Genomic DNA, 16,399 nt, shown 5'->3' on the forward strand with positions numbered 1-16,399 from the left:
AGACCCCGGAATGACAATCTTTCCCGGTTGGTCTACGAGCCTACCGGGGCACCTTCGATTCACCAGCCTCCTACGTTGGACTCAGCTGGACCGCCCTCCAACGGCCTCTGCGGCAAGCATCAGCAGCTGCACGCAATCTGGGGTGGTCACCCGCTGCTTCGCCGTTCTATGTTTGCCGCCGCAGACTCGACCTGTCGCTCAATGCTGGTCTGCGGGTGCCGTTCTGGTCTCTCCTATTTGGCACGTGGCAGGTGGTGGCCGCCCGTTCGAGTCGATGTTGTTCGCCTGACTGGACGTGGCCGCGATGAACCTCGTCCTCGTTGTTGTTCGGTGAATTCCTCAGTCCGGGACTATGATTCGTGAACACACCCGTCGGACGAGTGGGAAGGGAAATCTTGTCGGGCCTCGCTGCGCCCCCTGCGTTGGTCGACCGCACCGACGAGCTGTCCCAACTCCTAGATCATGTACAGCTCGCGATCCAAGCCAACGAGAGTGCTGTGGTCGTGCTGCGTGGTGAGGCCGGTGTCGGTAAAACCAGTTTGCTGGCGACCTTTGCCCACCGCGCGGTGCAGCAGCATGCGGAGGCTGGTCTGTTGTCCGGTTATGGGCAGGCGATGCTGAATTCCCTTGCCTCGGACTCTTTTCAAGCTGTCCGCGAGTGTCTGCGGTCTTTGACCTCATCGGCGGAGCGTTCCGGGTCGCGGACTCGGCTCGACCGGGTCGCGTCGTCGTTTCGCCAGCATGCCCCGGATTGGATCGAGTCGGTTCCGGTAGTCGGGCAACTCCTGGCAGCGGGTGTGCGCACCGGGCAAGCCTTTGTCGCGTCCGGCCACGAGCGGACCGAAATCGACAGCAGACTCGACCAACTCCTACGCCTGATCGAAGACCTGCTCACCGACAGCCCGGTGCTGATGGTCCTGGATGATCTGCATTGGGCCGACACCGCCACCATCGACTTGCTGACCACGATTGCGCTGCGGGTCAAAGGTCCGTTGATTCTGGTCTTGGCCTACCGCCCTGATCAGCTGCACTCGGCTGAACAGACACATCCGTTGCAGCGGGCAGTGCTTCGGCTGTGCCGGTACCGTCCGGAGACCGGGGTGATTGATCTGCCCAGGTTGTCGAGCTCGGATACAGAACTGCTTGTGCGACAGGCCGCGAGCGGGACCTCCGTTGCCCGTGATGTGGTGTCCAGGATTGTCCGTCTGAGTGCGGGCAACCCATTGTTCGCCGAGTCGTTGGTGCGTCTGGGTGATCGGGCGGGCAGATCAGCACCGCGGCAGATCACTGCGGTCCTGGAAGAGCGACTGTCGTATCTGACCGGTGCTGATCAGCAACTGCTCGAGATCGCTGCGTTGATCGGCTACAGCTTCGAGGTCGACTACCTCGCGCGACTAGCCCGCATGGATATCGACGACGTGTACGAGCGTCTGCATGTGCTTTTCACCGAACACGGACTGGTGCGGCCCGCGGACCCGCGCGCGGACTTCGACCGTTATCTCATCCACCATCCGCTGTTCGCCCAAATCCTGCGCGAGCGGGGGGCTTCCAACGCACCTCGCTGGCGACGACACCACGCCCGCCTGCTGGAGATCTTGGAGGCCGAGCCGGACTGGGACGACGAATTACAGGTCCGGGCCGCTGCGGTAGCTGTTGCTGCAGGCAACCGCGCGAAAGCGGGTGCGCTGGCGTCGGCTGCGGCGCGCCGCCAGTTCACGTTGGGTGCGGTGTCTAAGGCGCGTGACCTCGCGCGGATCGCTGTCGAGCAGACCCCTTCATTCGATGCCTATGCCTTGCTTGCCGAATGTCTGTCGGCCGAGGGCGATCACGTCGGTGGCACCCAAGCCTGCGCAGCGGCACTGGCCTGCGTCGGGACCGAAACGGTGGCCCCAGCGCTGCAGGCACGCGTGCGGCTGCTGTGGGCCCGCAATCTGCGCATGACCTGCCGCTGGGATCAGACCAGCCAGGTGCTCGACGGCCTGATCGCTGCCCATGCCGAACCGAGCGACATCCGCGGCGAGGCGTTGATCCTGAAGGCTGAAGTCGAATTGTGCGGTCCGATACAAGACACATTGCGGTGTATCGAGCTGTGCGTTGCGGTCACGGCGATGGGTGCCGACGCGAAAGTGCAGTCGCGAGCATATGGGCATCGCGGACTCGCGCACCTGGCCGCCTACGAGCCCGTGGATGCTGAGCGCTGGCTAATGCTCGCGATCGAAGTGGCTCGAACAACCATGCACCCATACGCCGAATACGAAGCGCTGCACTGGTTGAGCAAGAAAACCATGGCCTGCCTGGAACTCGACCGCTCCTGGCAGCTGCTCGAAGCGCTGGCCCAGATGTCGCAAACCTCCGGGGTCGCCAGCGAGAATCCGCCACATCTGCGTGATTCCAGCCGGGTCCTCGGCTTACAACACCGGCTCACCGAATCCGCCGAAGCATTCGCCCGATACCTTGATGTCAGCTTGGCTTCGGCGCTCGATCGGGTCGCGACCACGCTGGCCTGCCAGATCCACGAACTCGAACAATTGTATGGGCCAGCGGCCGGGGATCGGCTGCTCGCCGAACTCCGCGGTGCCTGCCGCGAGGATCTCCTCGCACCGGATCGATGCACCCGACTCGCCGACCTCCTGCTCGAGCTGGGACGTCGGCGCCCGGACTGGGATCCTGTCAATTTCGCTGTCACTGAACTCGGTGTCTCCCAGGATGACGCACAGTCGGCCGATGCCATCTTCCGGTTCGACGTGACCAGCTTGTCTCAGCTACGCGCCGCGATCCGAAGCAACGTGGCCGGGTCATGAAACCGGCGGCACAGGAGGAATTCGCGCTCGCTCCCGGCCTGATCCAGCTCAACCACGCCTCTTATGGCCTCACCTCACGGCGGGTGATGACCGAAGCCGAACGCATCCGCGCGCACATCGAGTCCGACCCGACCCGTCATCTCGGCGCCGAGCTCACCGAACGGCTCAGGGCCCAGACGAGTCTCGTTGCAACGACGTTCGCGCTCGAGCCGGACCGAACAACGTTGTGCACCAATGCCACATCCGGTGCGGCCGCGATCATCGAGTCGCTTCCACTGGCGGACGGCGACACGGTCGTCGTGCTCGACACCGAGTACTCCTCTATCCAGCGGGGTTGGGAGCTCGCGTGCGCCAAGACCGGTGTACGCCTGGTCATCGTCCCGGTGTCGCTGCCATTCCACGGTCCGCAGCAATTACTGGACGAGCTGACGGCTCGAGTACCGGGCTCGGTGACCTATCTGCAGATGAGCCTGATCTCCTCGTCGGCGGCCATCGGGCTACCCGTCGCCGACATCGCACAGTGGGTCAAACACCGCGGCGGTCAACTGATTATCGACGCCGCGCACGGTCCCGGCCACATTCCCATGGCCCCGACGCAATGGGGCGTCACAGCGATGTTCGGCACCCTCCACAAATGGCTACCCACACTGCGACCAGTCGGATTCCTCTGGCTCGCAACCGAACTCACCGACCAGGTCCGGCCAGCCGAAGTATCGCTGACATGGGACTGTCCCGACCTGATCGAACGATTCTCGTGGCCGGGAACCTTTGACCCCGTCCCACGCCTATGCCTGGACACCGCTATAGCGCAGTGGAACCAATGGCACGACGGCGACCAATTCTCGTACTGCGAAACCGTCGCTGACATCGCATCCGATGCCATCACAGGCCTCGGCGGACGACCGACCGCGACCACCGAATACCTGCCACCACGGATGCGATCGTTCATCCTCGACGGTGTGAGCGTGGCCGAGGTCAAAGCAGCCCTGCACCCAGCCGACGTGCGAACATGGGTCGGTCCCGGCCCAGCCGGTGAATGCTTGCTGCGGATATCCACCCACGTCTACAACGACCAGCGCGACATCGAAACCCTTACCGCCCGGATACAGGAGGTACTTCCCCGATGATCGTGCCTCCCATCCCCGACAGGCTCGAGAAGGCGATCATCTTTCTCCGCGGCGAGCCAGACGGACGATCCTGGCTGGACGGGCTGCCCGCACGCATCGCCAACTATGCCCAGCAATGGGATCTGACCCTTGACAGCATCGCTGACAGCGGAGCCATGTCCTGCTGCGTCTACTGCACAGCTGCTGCTGACGGCACGCCAGCGGTGCTGAAGATTCCCGTCGATCCAGAATCCGGATACACCGAGATGGCGCTCCTGCAACGCTGGGCCGCAGCAAACGCCGCACCAGCAGTCCTGCAGCGCGCCACCACATCCGGAGTTTTCCTGATGACCCGCATCATCCCCGGCGCTATCGCCTGGCCCGACAATGATGGGACCGACTCAACCCAATTCGGTGAACTACTCACCCAACTGAATCAATCCCACCTGCCCGAACCACCCGAGCTCAAAGACCTCGCCGACATCGCACACATGCGTATGGACTGGGCCCGTGAACGATTCGCCGACCCCCAATACGCCGAAGCGATGAACCGATTCGGCGCCACAACCCATCTCGCACACGCCGAGAACGTCCTAGACGCACTGCTACACACAAACTCGACCCGGCACGTGCTCCACGCAGACCTGCAAGCCAAGAACGTCCTTCAAGGCCCCGCCACCTTGTACGCCATTGACCCCCTCGGAGCCGTCGGTGACATCAACGCCGAAGCAGGCCTGTGGATCGCGATCCAGAACGGCCCTACCTCCATCTCAGAGCGACTCGATCACCTGAACAGTCACCCGCTACTGGACGACGTCCGTTTGCGCGCATGGACATTCGTTTTCGCTGTCGCCGAATATCGTCCCTATCAACCCGCGCCTGCCGAACGAATCGAGATCTTCATCGAGAACGCTGACCCCGTGCGGATCATCAACCAAGTCCGGACCGTTTGAGCTGAGGTAGGGTGCTGAGGGTTCAAAGCTGGACAGTTCCACCGTTGAATTGGGGGGCGTATGGCTACGTTCAAGGCTGATCTGGAGCAGTTGGGGAAGCTCGGAGCCACGCTGCACGACCTGGCTCGTGAGGCCGAGGGCGTCAAGCCGAAGCGGACTGCTGAGGTCAGCTCGCCTGAGCAGTTGCAATCTGTGGGTGCCGGATTGCTGCTCGAGAGCGAACAACTGCTCGGGGTTCTCATCCCAACGCTCAAGGAGCGATTGAGCGAGACCGGTGACGTGATGGCCAATGTTGCCCAGCAGTTCAAGGACGCCGACGAGAACAACGCGGCCAACATTATGGATCTCTATCGGAAATCCACCGGCGACTGGACGGCGTAGGGGCGAGGATGACTCCGAAAAGCTGGATCGAGAACACTGATCCATCAAAGCTGATCGCGCTCGGCGACTCGTGGATCACTTTCGGCATCGACCTTGAGCACCTGTTCGACAGATACGTCGAGGCCGTCACGAAGGTGAACGGTGCTTACTGGGATGGCCGGTGTGCTCACGCGGCGCAGGACCGTGCGCGAGCCGACCAGAAGACCATGCAGACCCTTGCTGACAAGATCAATGCTGTCGCGCAGCGCGCCAAACAGGGTTACGACGAGATCGATGCCCCACTGCGTCGTGCGCGGGGTGCGCTGATCGAAGCGGCTCATCGTGGTTATGCCATTGCCGACACCCTCGCGTTGAGCATTCCGCCCGGAACGGCGGTCGGCGACGAGGACAAGCAGGCACTTCTTGTCCTGCAGGACGAGTTGAACGACGCTGTCCGTTCCACCGTGCAAGCCGACAGTAAGGTCCGCGACGACCTGAACAACGCCCGCGCCGAGCTACGCACGGCCTTCGTTGCCACGGCTGCGCTGGGCGTCGAGCAGGGTAAGGCGGACGGGGCGAACCTGACGGACAGTCCGATGCGCTTGGGGCCGGACGGCGTGCAGCGCTTGATCGAGGCTGGTCAGTTGGCGCCGGAGCAGGTTGCGGCGTTGCAGCGGGGTGACACAGCGACGATCCCGGCGTCACAGATGGAGTACTTGACTCAGATCAGTCGGTCTCTGGATAGCAAGAGCCCGCAGGAGATCGAACAGATCATGGCCAAGCTGCCACCCGATGGGCAACGGGCACTGGCGAATTCATTCCAGATCGTGTCGAACGAGAAGATCAATGCCGGTGTCACCAATGATCCAGCGATACCGAAGCACGGCGGCGCGGATCAACTGCCCAAGCAGATCCAGTCATCTTTGACACGAAAAGACTTGGTGGTAAACCAGTTTCACAATACGGCCGGTGGAACAACCCGCAGTATCGAGTTGAACGGCGTGGCGGACAATCAGGCCGTCGCCAATATGGTCAGAGTCAGCGATCCTCAACTCAGGAACGGGTCCGCGATCGATAGCGAACTGCTCGATGTCGGTCGACAGTATCTTGGCGCGCAGGTCAATCATGAACAGTTGCAGCACAGCGCGCTGACGTCGTTCACTGTCGACGGCAAGGGTGCAAGTGATACCTCCGCGATTACCGAGGGAATCTTCAACGCGGTGGGGCAGGACAAGGTGGCTGTCGAGTCGGTTGTCGCCGGCCCGAACGGCAAGGACTTCGTTTCCGATGCCCTCAGCCACCAATGGCCCGACGATGGGAAAGCGGTGTCCTCGCTGTTCACCTTCAGGGACAACGACGCCACCGTCGAGGACCCGGGGAACCCGGCCGATGTGCAGTCCGCGGTGCGTACCGGCCGGATCATGCAGTCCGTGGCTGAGGCAACCAGCACCGACGAGGCGTGGAAGTTGTTGTCGAATGTTCCCAATACCGACGGCCAGTCGGCGGGGCAGCTGAATCCTGATCTGCTGCAATCGATATCGAAGAGCATGTCACCGTATGTGCCGGATCTGGCTGGGGCTGACCAGCCCGACAAGCCCGGCTTCGATCTGCTGCGCTCGGACCACACGTCCTGGGCTGATCCCAACGGCAACAACAGTTTCAGCGGATCGGCCAACATTTTCGCTCTGATGAACACCGATGATAAAGCGGGAGAGCTGTTCAATGGGGCTGCGGTGGCTGAAGTGCTGCGGCAGGAAACCAAGTTCGGGGCAGACCCGACAAACCCCGATGCCGGTGGCTGGTTGTCGACCGCCGGTAGGCTGCATGGGCTCATCGACAAGGGCAACATGATCGAGGTTCAGGATCAATACGACGATCAGCATGCGCAAGAGGAAGCGAGCTATAAGCGGAAAGCGGCATGGTTCGATGCTGGTAAGGCGGCGTTCAGTTTTGGGTCCGGTTTCGGTGGTACTACCGAGAAATTCGCATACGCCCTCGTCAACGGCAGCGGGGACACGCTGAAGGACGCATTCACCGGAGGTCGCCCGGGTCCCGCCGCGCTTGCTGGCCTGTCTGGCGCCGATTTCTATCGGGATGACTACGCCATTCTCAAGGCGCGTCAGGACATCGGGCTTCCCTTGCCGCAGATCCCTGCCCAGCAGTCGTGGATGTTGGACGGAAACGGGCAATTGCTCAACTACGAGCAGATGCGAGACAAGCTCGGAAATGACCCGCAACGCAAGGACGCGTTCGAATGGTTGGTCACCCAACTGGGAGGAGGCGACGGCCATCAGATCCGCAATGGGTACTCCGACGTGGTTCGAAAAGATGGGTGACCCTCGCAGATCCGGCGTCGCGGCGATCGCGGTGCTGGTGCTATCGGCAAGCTGCTCAACCACTGACGACGCCAAGCAGACGCCCGCAACGCCCACACGCACGAACCTGGAGTTGATCAACTCCGACGTGTGGTCCGCCGACCCGGGAGTCGACCTGTTCAGCAGAGGCGCCGAGTTGGTGCGCGCCACCGTCGAGTCAGGAGATCTCACGCTGTTCGGTGGAATCGACGTAGCTTTCCCGGGATATGCCGCCGCCTTTGAAACGCCTCACGATCCCGGCAATTACGATATCGAAACGACCTTCTACTCTGAACACGGGACTTTGCCCCAACAGCGGAGAACGGAATATCTGCACATTACGAACTACGCCGCTGACAGCCATAGAGTTTCAGCTGTTGTGTGCCGATTCTACACCCGGCCAGAGGCAATCCCGGGAGAGGAAAGCAGTGCTCACACTTTCTGTCAGGGAGTCGCTCTTGAAAACAGCGGGACCGACGCCGGGGCACCTGGTCGGCGCGATGAATCTACGGAAAACGACTCCGCTGGCGGGGGCAGGGTGCCTGCGTGGAATGTGTTGGGAACCTGGAAGATCAAAAGAATAAAATTCCTGGGCGGAGACGAGACTCCGGACAGTTGCTTCACTTGGTGGAGCGAAAAGTTTCCCTATCTGATTCGGGTAGGGAACAGGCGGTTTTACGAAGTCGCGCCCGGTGCCACGATGCCGCCGGAGCCGCTGGCGACACAATATCCGGAATGGATCGGGCCGTCCTCGTGAGAAGTCGGAGTGAACTATTTGGTGGGCAAGCCTGACTCGACAATCGCTGCGATCTCCTGAGCATGGTCGCACGCATTCCAGTGTGTGAGCGCTAGAGTGCTGCTGACCGCCATATTAATCGTTGCATCCGGTCCGGTCATAACGACGTTGCATGCTTCTGCTTCGGGTGTCCGATAGGTGATAGCGTCGCGGCCGTTGACTTTGATTTCTGTGGCAGCGTTGCCTTCACGCTTCAGGAACTCGTCGAGAGTCACGTTGGTCGAAGATATCGTCAATGAACCCACTCCGCCTGTCTTGCCATATACATCTTCCTGGCGTTCGAAGGTGCAACCAATGAACGCGTAACCATCATGAATCTGGTCGATGCGTTCGCGGGTTTTCGGGGCGAATCCGGCCTTCGTGATGGTGTCGTCGCCGATCTCGAAACACGGGTCGTACTTCACTGGGCTTCGGGAATTGCGGGGTTGCTCGGGGGCCGGTTTGACGGATACGGCAATGCTCGGCCTCGCGGACGTTGACGTGGCAGTTTCAGTCGGCTCGTCGGTGTTGTTGCGACCCGAACAACCGGCGGCCACGAGGGCCGCCAACATCAACGTCACAGCGATTTTCGTGTGTTTCATTGCGTACCGCCGCCCATGCCTGACGCGTCCTCCAGAATCTTGGTCCTATCCGCGTTGACCTGATCGGCCTCGGTGATGAGTCGACCGGCGCGCAGGTATGCCTCCTGCAGCCGCATCGCTCCGTCAATCAATTGGTTGATCACCTGCATCCCCTCTGCGGCTTTGTTCGAGAAGCCGTCCTGCAGTTCCTTTCCGGAAGGAAATCCGCCGAAGCCCTTGCTGTCCGTGGCAGCACGGAGCTTCTCGCGGATCTTTCTCAGTCCAATGATCATCTGGCCGTAGAGTTGAACCGCCTCCCGGACGGACTGCTCGTCGAAGTGAAGGGTTCCGGACCGTGCCGCTTCGTTGAACGCGCTGATCTCGGCTTGACCGAAGTCGAGATTCGTCTTGGTCACCGATGCCCCCAATCTGCTGACTTCCGAAGAAGCTTACACAAGTCGATATCAGGTTCGGCCTGCTGACGTTCGGCCGAAAGTCGCTGTCGGGTCAGCAGATAGGTGGTCGGATTCGGGCAGCTCGGCCGAGCTTCAACGGCGAAGATCTGCTGGCTGTGGTCGTGTAGTCTCCGCATAGAACGATGGGTGATGCCTAGGGGGACCACGATGGGCGATCAGGATAAGCCGAGCACGTCGTCAATTCCCGGTCTGCAGGACTTGTTGGACCAGCGTGATGTACAGGTGGCCGCGCAGCGGTCGGCCGATTCGCAGTCGCGGGCGCGTCGTGATGATGCGGAGCTGAGCGGTCTGGGTGCGGGTGCCGACCCGGATTATGTTCAGTCCGAAGAGCATTTCGAGGGTATGACGCTGGAAGCGATGTACGTCGCAGTCCACGGTGATGGCACAGGTAAAGGCGGTTTGGACGCGGCGGGCCTGCAAACATTGCGCAGGACGTGGTTCGAGGCATTCTCCGAACTCGCGAACCTGTCCACGTTCAACCTGATGGGGCTGAACCGGGTGTTCGGCAACGGGGGCTGGCAAGGCGCGAGCGGGTCAGCTGCCCAGAGCGCGTCGCAGCAGTATTCGGCGGTTGCCAACCAGGTGGGGCGGGTGTTCGAGACGATGAGCCAGCGCTTGGATTCCCTTGCGTGGGCTGCGGAAGCGGTGCGTATCGCCGTCCCGGCTCCGCCGTCGTCAGTAGTAGGTGGACTCGATCCGGACAATCCTGCGCAGTCGGTGCTGCCCGGCCTGATCAACCCTGAGTACTCCGATCAGGTCGATCGCACGCGGGAAGAGGCACGGCAAGCGGCCATCCGGGCGCTGAACAGTGTGTATAAGGAGACCTTTCCTCCGGCGGGATCTGGGGTGCCCACATATGCGACGGTTCCGCAGATCGGGGCGAATGTGGACCCCGGCGTCATCGGCGCGAACAATGGAACCGGTCCCGGACACACGGGAACCGGCTCCGGCACGTCTGAAGATCCATCCGGCGCTGATAGTGCTACGGCACCGCAAAACGCCACGTCTGATCCGTCGTCACCGAGCGCGACCCAGTCATCCGGTACGAGTCCGGCAGGGGTGCGCATGCCGGAGTCGACGGGCACCGTTCCCAGCACGACAACGACGCCTGCGGGTGTCGGTAACGGCCTCGGCTCGCCCGGAGCGTCTGGGCTGACCGGACTCAGGAGGGGCGCAAACGGGTTTGGCGGTCCCGGCGCAAGTCCTCGGATAGGTGGCCCGGGTTCGTCGGTTCCAGGAACACCTGGTGCTGCTGCTCCTGGGGCGGTCGGCTCTGCCGCGGGCGCGGCGGCAGCAACTCGGACTGGGACGGGCACTTCCGGGCCAATGGCGCCTGGTGCCGGTGCTCGACGTAAAGACGGTGAAGGCGACGGTGAGCACCGCGCTCCCGACTATCTGCGGGGAGTCGCCTCGGACTGGACCGAGGGGTTGGACACACCGGTCGAAGTGATCGGTGATGCCGGTTTCCCCGAGTCAGATCCGTTTGCCATCGTCGAAGCGATTCCGCCAACACCAGTCCGCACTCCGCAACCAACACCACCGACTTTCGTTGAGGCTGCGCCCGTCGAGCCGCGGACCGCGGTCGCCGCCGCTCCTGCGCCGGCCGCAAATACGCTGCCAGCGTCGGAACCCTCTGCATCCCCGGACACCGAAGCAGAGCCCGCCGAGTCGGCTGGGTTCTCCGGGACGGGTCCTTCCCTCGATGACCTCTTCGCCGAATACGGGTGGAGCACAGACGATGCCGGTGCGGCGACGGAGGGGTCAGCCGCTGAGCCCGAGAAGCGAAGGTCGGGCGCCGAGTAGTGAAGACCCAGACGGTGTGGAGCTTCACTCCGGACGAATTCGCGTGGATCTGGACCGAAACCGGGCTCGACGTCTATCCGGACCCGATCAGCATCCTCGAATCAGCCACGACCGCAGAGGAATACACGCGGCTGATCCAGGAGATCAGCGTCCGCTACCCACGTGGAGCCGATCCTGATCTGACCGGGCCCCTTCGGGTTCTCGCACATCCTGATCTGCGGATCGTCTGCAAAGGTCGATCCCTCAACTCCCCCAAGCGAGTTCGCTCGCTCGGCGTGGCGACGGCAGACCTCGGCGTCATCCTGTTCCAAAAATCCGGTCCAACTCCAGATTTCGGCGGCGACATCAAACTCGTTGTCACCCAACGCCACCACCTCGCCAAGCACATCGCCGCGACCATGCCGCCGTCCCCGTCTGGTGCTGTCGAAACGATGATCGGCTACACGCCACGAGTGCGTGGCGAACAGCCGCCGACCTCATGGAAACCAGCGCCCAACGGCGAACGTGCCGTCGAAGAACGCATCCGCGCTCTGCTGCGGCTTCCTCGCACCGCCGAGGGCCACTTCCGGATCCAACGCCACACCCACGGTCAACGGCCGCAGCCACAGGACTACCTGAGCTGGATCGATATCCGCAGTGACCACCCGGCCGCTGGTCGCTACCTCATCGACGTCGACGACAACGACACCACCGTCACACCCGCTTCTCCCACAGTCATCGTTCGTGAGCTGCATCGTCACGCCGCGAACGGATCCTGATGCTGTCCGTCTACTTGGCCGAATCTCCTTCCGTCACAGGGAATGAGAAGTCCGGCAGTCGGCGCGTTCCGGCCGCGATCTCGAAGCACAGATCGCTGTAGCCCGCGGCGAGTTCGGTGAGGCGATGCTGGGTGTAGCGAGAAACTAGTGTCGACGTGCTTTGCATGGAGGCGGAGCGGGCGTCTACGGAGAACTGAGCGAGCCGGTCGATCACCATGCCGACCGTCTCGGTGTGTTGGTGTGCGGCATCAAACGCTGGGGGTTGATCGGCGGTCACCCAGCTATCGATGCGGGATACCAGTCGGTCGCGCTCGTGGTCGATCGCGCCGATGTCGGCCTTCTGGTCCAGGCGGGCCTCGTGCAAGCTGGCCAGTTCGTAGGCGGCTTGCAGGATCGGATGCTGGATGGCCACTGTTCCAGCGCAGGCTTGCAAGATCATGTCCTTGGACGGCATTGGTGTCCTCATGGCTGCCTCACCGTGTGGGCCCGCCGACCGGAATCTGCGGTCACCGAAACCTGTGCTCGCGGCACCCGCCGCTGTTGTTGTCGACGGTCCTGCGGAATCGCGGTTGCATGGGCGCAGGCATTATTCAGCGTGGGCCAGTGCGTGATCCGCGTCCGTGTGCGCGCGAAGGTTGTTGTGGAGGTGATCATTTCGTCTCCTCGATGTGGGCTTGAAGGTTCTGGAGTTTCCGGAGTTGGTCGGCGAGGTGGTGATCCAGTTCGCTGAATTCCTCTGATCGCAGAGGCGGGGTTGCGGATCGCTGCCGAGGTTCGACGACGCTGGACTGGCGGCACGGTCCGGGGATCGAGGTGTATTTCGTGCCAAGGGTGTCCAGCGCCCGCCCGAGAACCAGGCACTGAGGTGGGCAGCTGTGGTGGATGCTGATGGCGCGTATCGCGTCGTTGTCGGTGAGCACACCCGGGTCCGTGAGGCAGTTGTGCAGGTGCGCACCGTCAGGATCGAGAGCCGTTGGCGTGTTCATGAGATTGCCCGTGCCGCAGCGATGGTGTCGTTGATGATCAGCGCTCCGATCCACCGGCATGGTTGGGCGTCCCATGTGTAGTGTTCGCCGATCCGGTTGTCGAACACCGGGACTGAGCCGCAGAACACGGCAGGGCACGCCACGCTGACCAATCGGTTGTCGTCGTCGAACTTCGCGCTCCCGCAATCGGCATACAGCCGCACATGGTTGCCGACCGCCGTGGCATACCTGGGTGCGGGCGGGGGGTAGCGAGAGGTCGCGCGGCCTGAGATAGCCAGCGTGTGTGGTGGATGCGGTTGGATCCAACGTCGCCAGTTCACACACGCACCCCCTCACGCATCCACTTCACAAAGCCCTCGTAGGTGTCGTGGCGGGCGATCACTCGATTCACAGTCGGGTCCGAGGGACGGCAGAAAATGCACGACCGATCGTCGTCCTTCTCTGGCCGCTCACCGGGATGCGTTGGGTTATCGAACATGGGGCAGTGCACTCCTACCTTTCACGGGACGAACAGCGCTGGTCGGTGAAAATGTTGTGGGGACAGTGGCATTGACTACGGCGTGGGGTGCTGAGGTAGTCGGCGGAGACCGCACGCGAGTTCGTCGACGAGGTTTTGATACGCGCCGGCGGCCTCAGCGAGCCGCAGTGAGGCGTCGTAGAACAGTTCCTCCGGGGCGGCGGCGAGCGCGATATAGGTGTGCACGCTCAGCTGTGCGAGCTGGTCGATGACCTGCCCCATGGTGTGGGTTGATAAGCGCGCGGCGGGGAACGGGACCGGGATGGTCGTCACCACCCATTGGTCGATGCCAAGCATTACGCGGGTGCGTTGCCGGTCGACATCCTTGAGTGCGCTCAGCGGCGTGTGTTCGCGGGTGGAATGCAGTATCGCGAGTTCTCCTGCCGCGTCCAGCATCGGATGGTCGGTCATGTTGGGGAACCCTCGGCAGGCGGCCAGCACGGCATCTTTGTCGGGAAGTCCGGGGAAGGTCACCGGCGATCCCCCAAGGTTGGAAGTCGCCGTGCCCGCCGCGCGATGTCGGTGGTCAGATCGGTGTAGCCATCGACCAGTTCCGCCAGCCGGTACCAGGCCGCGTGCACGGCCGGGGCGGCAGGATCGATCGTCATCAGCAGGTGGTAGGCGTATACCTGGGCCTGGGCCAACCGGGCTATCACCGCTCCCAGCGTCTCGGTGTGCATCCTCGCCCCCGGATGCGGGATCGGCAGCCGGTCGGCGACCCAAACATCCACCGCGAGCACGAGTCCACCTGCGCAGCAACGACACTCACTGCCGAACGTGGCCAGCCGTCGCTGATACAGCAGCCCGAACTCGTGCGCCAGTTTCGCCAGCGGATGGATTCCTACGTGATGTCCCCGGATCGCCGACAACAACGCCTCACATGAGGGGAACAGTATTGCCGCATCGGGTTCGGAACTGCCCGAGACCGTCGCGCTCCCAGCCGGACCTGGAATGGGGTGCATAGCTCACCGCCACACCACAGAAGACCGTGCCGGGCCGAGGAGCCGACGGGCAGCGGTTATCACGCTGGTCCGCGACGGCAATGAATGTGCCGTCGAGGGCTGCGATACCCAGTACCAGCCGGTGGACTGGTCGGTCATCGGAAGCCACACCCGTTCGCCGGACTCCCGGATTCGCACCCCACGCTCCTGCAACTGGGCCAGCGTGCGCACCCCGAGTCTGCCGCCCCACGCCGGGCCGACGAGGAAGACCCACTCGCGATTTGGTCGTGAGTAGCTGATGATCGGTACCGACACGCACCGGATCTCCTTGAGAAGCGCCTCGCGAACCTGCTTGCCGAGACCGGCGGGCATCGCCACCGCCCCCAACGCCGGAGTCGCGATCACCGAAACACGGTCGAACGAGCACGACACCGCGAACCCCAACCCGCGATACACGTGGGCTACCTCGCCCACGCTGTGGCAGCTCTCGAACATCACCGCCCCCTCCGATGACGACCCTGCGGTTCATCGACCACCGAAAGCTGCACCGACCGCGACTGGATCGGCTTCCACGCGTGCTCCGTGGCATCACGCCGCCCACGTGCCGCACCCTTACTGAACGCCGCGATACCTGACACACGCAGCAACGCCCTCCCATGCATCATCGGGAAATCCCCCTCCCGAAACGGGTACGCGATTGACCTGATCGCGATTGCTCAGGTAGCGGCCAGGTGCACTCCGTTGCTGCCATGCCCACAAGCTCGAGTGCAGTCAGGCCGAGTGGTTGGGCGCACTGTTGAATCGCCGAAAGTTCCTCGGCCGCGAGCAGAGCTGCAACAGCTTGGCGCTCGGTGAGTATCCGCTCCGGCAGGTAGCTGACTACCCATGCGCCAACGCGCACACTGCGGGCGCGGTGTGCGGTGCGGTCGCTGCATAGCACCTTCGAATCGTGGAGAACGGTCATAGCTGATCCCTGTTCCCGGTCGTTGTTTGCGGTCGAACCGCCGTTCATCGACGATAAGCAAATATATAAGCACATACAAGAGCTTATGAATTCCGGAATGGGTAGTCTTCAAGCTGTGGTGAATACTGGGTCGCACGACTTTGGATCTCAGGAGGACCCAGGAGTGACCGTCAGCCGCTCGGACCCGTCAGCGCTACGCTTCTTGATCGGGCATGAGCTGCGATCTGCGCGATTGCGTGCCGGGGTCAGCCAGGCAGATGCTGCTAAGGAGCTTGGCTGCACTCAGCCGAAGATCAACAACATGGAGACCGGTAAGTACCAGCAACAGCCGGACGAGTCCGCGAAGCTGATGCGCCTCTACGGAGCGGATATTGATCAGATCGATCGCATCGCGTCTCTTGCTGGCCGAGCAGACCAAGCCACATGGTGGGCACCCTTCAGTGAGGTTCTGCCGAACTGGTTCAAGGCATTCGTCGGTCTCGAAGGCTTGGCGACGAGCCAATTCACCTACCAAGCGATGACCCTGACCGGTCAGCTTCAGACCGAGGGTTACGCGACTGCGCTGCTCAGCGGTGGTCGTCAGATCGCGCCATTGGATCTACCGCAGGCGATTCGGGCGCGCATGGCGCGGCAGCGTTTAGCCAACGAGACCAACCCAATGCGTCTTCAGGCTGTCATCGAGGAGCACACGCTCGACAGGCTGGTGGGTGGCCCGGCGGTCATGGTCGAGCAACTTCAGCATCTGCTCGAGCTGATGGAACGCGAGAACGTCGAACTTCGCGTCATGCCAACCAGCACGGCCGTTCATGTTGGTCTCGACGGCGATTTCACGCTCCTGAACTTCGACGAAGCGCTCAGCCTTGGGTACATCGAGTATCAGACAGGCGCCCTTTACGTGCAGGATCAGGACCAGGTCGCGATGTATAAAATGATTGCAGATCGACTCCGATCTCTGGCTTTGCCGATTGAGGAGTCCGCCCAGGTAGTCCGCGGGCGCATGGATCGCCTCAAGCGAGCGTAGGAG

16 protein-coding genes are annotated in these 16,399 nt (G+C 62.4%); 8 read left to right on the forward strand and 8 right to left on the reverse strand.

Features of this window, described 5'->3' with window-relative positions; genetic code table 11:
- Positions 1 to 395: 395 nt before the first annotated feature.
- The 6 genes from ACQPZ2_RS02020 to ACQPZ2_RS02045 are packed head-to-tail and all read left to right on the forward strand — an operon-like array spanning position 396 to position 8,331.
- The gene (locus ACQPZ2_RS02020; protein WP_433524037.1) at positions 396 to 2,801 is read left to right on the forward strand and encodes an ATP-binding protein; all 2,406 of its coding nucleotides are present in this window, start codon (positions 396 to 398) and stop codon (positions 2,799 to 2,801) included.
- Positions 2,798 to 3,928: an aminotransferase class V-fold PLP-dependent enzyme gene (locus ACQPZ2_RS02025; protein WP_433524038.1), complete on the forward strand. Its 1,131-nt coding sequence runs from the start codon at positions 2,798 to 2,800 to the stop codon at positions 3,926 to 3,928. Before ACQPZ2_RS02020 ends, ACQPZ2_RS02025 begins: the two co-directional genes overlap by 4 nt.
- Positions 3,925 to 4,860: an aminoglycoside phosphotransferase family protein gene (locus ACQPZ2_RS02030; protein WP_433524039.1), complete on the forward strand. Its 936-nt coding sequence runs from the start codon at positions 3,925 to 3,927 to the stop codon at positions 4,858 to 4,860. Before ACQPZ2_RS02025 ends, ACQPZ2_RS02030 begins: the two co-directional genes overlap by 4 nt.
- 60 nt (positions 4,861 to 4,920) lie before the next feature.
- On the forward strand, positions 4,921 to 5,241 hold the full coding sequence (locus ACQPZ2_RS02035; protein WP_433524040.1) for a hypothetical protein: 321 nt from the start codon (positions 4,921 to 4,923) through the stop codon (positions 5,239 to 5,241).
- Between the two features lie 8 nt (positions 5,242 to 5,249).
- Positions 5,250 to 7,556 (forward strand): hypothetical protein, encoded by a 2,307-nt coding sequence (locus tag ACQPZ2_RS02040; protein ID WP_433524041.1) that lies wholly within the window; start codon positions 5,250 to 5,252, stop codon positions 7,554 to 7,556.
- Positions 7,522 to 8,331 carry a hypothetical protein gene (locus ACQPZ2_RS02045; RefSeq protein WP_433524042.1) on the forward strand — a complete coding sequence of 270 codons (810 nt, stop codon included), beginning with the start codon at positions 7,522 to 7,524 and terminating at the stop codon, positions 8,329 to 8,331. Before ACQPZ2_RS02040 ends, ACQPZ2_RS02045 begins: the two co-directional genes overlap by 35 nt.
- A 14-nt stretch (positions 8,332 to 8,345) precedes the next feature.
- Here the strand turns inward: ACQPZ2_RS02045 and ACQPZ2_RS02050 are convergent, their stop codons facing one another.
- The 3 genes from ACQPZ2_RS02050 to ACQPZ2_RS02060 form a co-directional block, all read right to left on the reverse strand.
- A complete protein-coding gene (locus ACQPZ2_RS02050) occupies positions 8,346 to 8,951 on the reverse strand; it encodes a DUF3558 domain-containing protein (RefSeq protein ID WP_433524043.1) in 606 nt (201 codons plus the stop codon).
- Positions 8,948 to 9,346, reverse strand: a complete 399-nt coding sequence (locus ACQPZ2_RS02055) for a hypothetical protein (protein ID WP_433524044.1) — start codon at positions 9,344 to 9,346, stop codon at positions 8,948 to 8,950. The genes ACQPZ2_RS02050 and ACQPZ2_RS02055 overlap by 4 nt, the downstream gene beginning before the upstream one ends.
- 237 nt (positions 9,347 to 9,583) lie before the next feature.
- Positions 9,584 to 9,739, reverse strand: coding sequence for a hypothetical protein (locus ACQPZ2_RS02060; RefSeq protein WP_433524045.1), 156 nt, complete (start codon positions 9,737 to 9,739; stop codon positions 9,584 to 9,586).
- Between the two features lie 1,469 nt (positions 9,740 to 11,208).
- On the opposite strand from ACQPZ2_RS02060, the gene ACQPZ2_RS02065 reads away from it, so the two are divergent.
- Positions 11,209 to 11,967 carry an ESX secretion-associated protein EspG gene (locus tag ACQPZ2_RS02065; RefSeq protein WP_433524046.1) on the forward strand — a complete coding sequence of 253 codons (759 nt, stop codon included), beginning with the start codon at positions 11,209 to 11,211 and terminating at the stop codon, positions 11,965 to 11,967.
- Positions 11,968 to 11,977: 10 nt separating this feature from the next.
- On the opposite strand, the gene ACQPZ2_RS02070 is transcribed toward ACQPZ2_RS02065, so the two are convergent.
- From ACQPZ2_RS02070 to ACQPZ2_RS02090, 5 genes are all read right to left on the reverse strand, one after another.
- Positions 11,978 to 12,421 carry a DUF4254 domain-containing protein gene (locus ACQPZ2_RS02070; protein ID WP_433524047.1) on the reverse strand — a complete coding sequence of 148 codons (444 nt, stop codon included), beginning with the start codon at positions 12,419 to 12,421 and terminating at the stop codon, positions 11,978 to 11,980.
- Between the two features lie 196 nt (positions 12,422 to 12,617).
- The gene (locus ACQPZ2_RS02075; protein ID WP_433524048.1) at positions 12,618 to 12,953 is read right to left on the reverse strand and encodes a hypothetical protein; all 336 of its coding nucleotides are present in this window, start codon (positions 12,951 to 12,953) and stop codon (positions 12,618 to 12,620) included.
- Between the two features lie 553 nt (positions 12,954 to 13,506).
- Complete coding sequence (locus tag ACQPZ2_RS02080; RefSeq protein WP_433524049.1) at positions 13,507 to 13,944, reverse strand: hypothetical protein; 438 nt, start codon at positions 13,942 to 13,944, stop codon at positions 13,507 to 13,509.
- On the reverse strand, positions 13,941 to 14,210 hold the full coding sequence (locus ACQPZ2_RS02085; RefSeq protein WP_433524050.1) for a DUF4254 domain-containing protein: 270 nt from the start codon (positions 14,208 to 14,210) through the stop codon (positions 13,941 to 13,943). Before ACQPZ2_RS02085 ends, ACQPZ2_RS02080 begins: the two co-directional genes overlap by 4 nt.
- 225 nt (positions 14,211 to 14,435) lie before the next feature.
- Positions 14,436 to 14,909 carry a hypothetical protein gene (locus ACQPZ2_RS02090; protein WP_433524051.1) on the reverse strand — a complete coding sequence of 158 codons (474 nt, stop codon included), beginning with the start codon at positions 14,907 to 14,909 and terminating at the stop codon, positions 14,436 to 14,438.
- A 629-nt stretch (positions 14,910 to 15,538) separates the two neighbouring features.
- Here ACQPZ2_RS02090 and ACQPZ2_RS02095 point away from each other — a divergent pair.
- Positions 15,539 to 16,396: a helix-turn-helix domain-containing protein gene (locus tag ACQPZ2_RS02095; RefSeq protein WP_433524052.1), complete on the forward strand. Its 858-nt coding sequence runs from the start codon at positions 15,539 to 15,541 to the stop codon at positions 16,394 to 16,396.
- Positions 16,397 to 16,399 lie beyond the last annotated feature (3 nt).

The organism is Nocardia pseudovaccinii, assembly GCF_050942345.1.
In the GTDB taxonomy this organism is placed as follows: domain Bacteria; phylum Actinomycetota; class Actinomycetes; order Mycobacteriales; family Mycobacteriaceae; genus Nocardia; species Nocardia pseudovaccinii.